This is a genomic window from Mesorhizobium sp. M1E.F.Ca.ET.063.01.1.1 (genome assembly GCF_003998155.1).
GTDB lineage: Bacteria > Pseudomonadota > Alphaproteobacteria > Rhizobiales > Rhizobiaceae > Mesorhizobium.
In genome coordinates this window covers 1-2,510 of the sequence record NZ_RZSC01000821.1, presented here as the reverse complement: position 1 = coordinate 2,510, position 2,510 = coordinate 1, and the positions used below count along the sequence as shown (strand labels likewise).

At 60.7% G+C, this 2,510-nt stretch carries 3 protein-coding genes and 1 pseudogene; all 4 read right to left on the bottom strand.

Going from position 1 to position 2,510, the window contains the following annotated elements:
* A pseudogene (locus EOA29_RS32845) lies at positions 1-372 on the bottom strand (proline--tRNA ligase); the annotation flags it as partial.
* 586 nt (positions 373-958) lie between these two features.
* On the bottom strand, positions 959-1,234 hold the full coding sequence (locus tag EOA29_RS32840; protein WP_126093217.1) for a DUF1467 family protein: 276 nt from the start codon (positions 1,232-1,234) through the stop codon (positions 959-961).
* The gene (mce, locus tag EOA29_RS32835; RefSeq protein WP_126093216.1) at positions 1,231-1,635 is read right to left on the bottom strand and encodes a methylmalonyl-CoA epimerase; all 405 of its coding nucleotides are present in this window, start codon (positions 1,633-1,635) and stop codon (positions 1,231-1,233) included. The genes EOA29_RS32840 and mce overlap by 4 nt, the downstream gene beginning before the upstream one ends.
* Positions 1,636-1,774: 139 nt before the next feature.
* Positions 1,775-2,510, bottom strand: a 736-nt coding sequence (locus EOA29_RS32830) for a ribonuclease J (protein ID WP_145969940.1), incomplete at its 5' end; no start/stop codon positions are given.

Genomic DNA, 2,510 nt, shown 5'->3' with positions numbered 1-2,510 from the left:
GGACTTGACGTAGGCGCGGAAGATTTCCGTGACCATTTCCTCATTGGTCGGACCGTAGAGCATATCGCGGTCCTGGCGATCCTTGATGCGCAGCATCTCCTTGCCGTAGTCGTCATAGCGCCCGCTTTCGCGCCACAGATCCGCCGACTGGATGGTCGGCATCAGGATTTCCAGCGCGCCTGCCCGGTTCTGCTCTTCGCGGATGATCTGGCAGACCTTGTCCAGCACCCGTTTGCCGAGCGGCAGCCAGGAAAAGCTGCCCTGCCCCTGCTGGCGGATCATGCCGGCGCGCAGCATCAGCCGGTGCGAGACGATCTCGGCTTCGCGAGGATTTTCTTTGAGAATGGGCAGGAAGTAGCGCGACAAACGCATGGAGTGGTCCGTAAGTGAGGATAGCGGCGCCGGAATCGGCGCAACCGAGGCTGTTTGCTCGGGCTTCATAGCCATTTCATGACGGAATGGAAACCCGAGCGCTCCAAAGTGTCGGGGTGTTCTGAACCTGATCAAAAAACGGCTGTTTGGCCGCCAAAGTGGCGCTTATGGCTTTTTGATCGATTCACAAGCAAGCCCTGCCCCACTATTGTGCAGTGCAGCACGATATTGCCCGTTTGGAGGCAAAATTCTTCGTGACATTTTCACCTGCGTTGGTCTAGTGTGCGCCGATAACCGAGAGGGCGGAGAAAAATCTGCCCTCCTACGCGGTCAAAGTCTTGGGAGGATGCGATCTAGGCGCGGTAACTCGCTGCCGCCGGACACCGGAAACGGATCGGACGCGTTTAAATTGCAAGGCCTCGTGCCTTGCATTTTTTTTGTGCAATCATCTGCTTAGCACGACAAATTACTAAACAGCATTACGTCGCGTCAGCCCATTGAAATCGGAAGCCGGCTTCCGATTTCAACCAAAACGGGCGCCTTCTGCTCAATACTTGCGGAAACTGAGCAGGGACTTTAGCGGCCGTTACTTATGACTAAAGTCCGGTATGATATGCGGGATATCGTCCAAGCTTAGGCCGCCCCCCCTCGTCAGGCCGTAGAAGATGCCGATCACGATCGCGGTGACGATCGTCGTGCGAATCGCCGCACGCAGCATATGCGGTCCTTTCGGAGCGCTCGAAACCGTGCCGAGCGTCACATCCTGGTCCTCGTCCTGCGTGCGCACGCTGAACGGCAGCACGGCGAACAGCACCAGCCACCAGGTGACGAAGAACAGCGCTACGAAAGAAACCCAGTTCATGCCTGCTCCAGTTCGACGAGCGTGCCGAAGAAGTCCTTGGGATGCAGGAACAGCACCGGCTTGCCATGCGCGCCGGTCTTCGGGTTGCCGTCGCCGAGCACGCGCGCGCCGCTCGCCTTGAGATGATCGCGCGCGGCCAGGATGTCGTCCACCTCGTAACAGACGTGATGCATGCCGCCCGACGGATTCTTCTCGAGGAATGCGGCGATCGGCGAAGCCTCGCCCAGCGGTTCCAGCAATTCGATCTTGGTGTTGCCGACATCGACGAACACCACCGTCACGCCGTGTTCTGGCAGTGCCTGCGGTTCGCTGAGCCGCGCGCCCAGTGTATCGCGATAGGCCGCGATCGCCGCAGCCAGATCCGGCACGGCAAGTGCGACATGGTTCAGGCGTCCGAGCATAAAACGCTCCGGTTTTAGGGGAGTAAGGGAGTAGGGCAGTAAGGGAGTAGGGAAAACAGTAAGCCGAAGAAATGCAAACTATTCATTCTTCCCTACTCCCCTACTCCCCTACTGCCTTACTCCCCTATTCCCTTATTCGTCACCGCGTGACGAATACAGTCACCAGCGGCTTCTTGCCCCAGGCTTCGTTGGCGGCGCCGCGCACGGCACGGCGCACCGCCTCCTGCACAAGGTCGAGGTCTTTTCGGCGCTGGCGGGGGATCGAGTCCACCGCGCCGATTGCCGCATCGAGCATCAGGTCTTCCAGCGTTTCGCCGTTGGCGTCCGCCTCGGCGACGCCGATCGCCACCAGATCGGGATCGCCGGCGAGCTCGTATTTGTCGTCGAGCACGACATTGACCGCGACATGGCCGGCGAAGGACAGCTTGCGCCGGTCGCGTATGCCCATGGCCTGGTCGGTGCCGATCAGATAACCGTCCTTGTAGAGGCGGCCGAACGGCACCTGGTCGATGATCGTGGCGGGGCCGGGCCAGAGCCTCAGCATGTCGCCGTCGCGCACCTGCGCCACCTGGCCGATGCCCGACATCGACATCAGCGAACCCTGCGCCACCAGATGCGCCGCCTCGCCATGCACCGGCACCCCGATCTGCGGCCGCACCCATTCATACATCTTGCGCAGCTCGCTGCGGCGCGGATGGCCCGAGACATGCACCAGCGCGTCGCCGTCCTCGATGATCTTCATGCCGAGGTCGATCAGCCGGTTCTTGATCTCCAGGATCGCCTTCTCGTTGCCGGGAATGGTGCGGGAGGAAAACACCACCGTGTCGCCGGCGGTCAGCGCCACCGACTTCATCTCGTCGCGCGAGAGTTTCGCG

Coding starts and splice junctions, on each gene's coding strand:
- EOA29_RS32840 (WP_126093217.1), bottom strand. CDS start 1,234: ATGAACTGGGTTTCTTTCGTAGCGCTGTTCTTCGTCACCTGGTGGCTG.
- mce (WP_126093216.1), bottom strand. CDS start 1,635: ATGCTCGGACGCCTGAACCATGTCGCACTTGCCGTGCCGGATCTGGCT.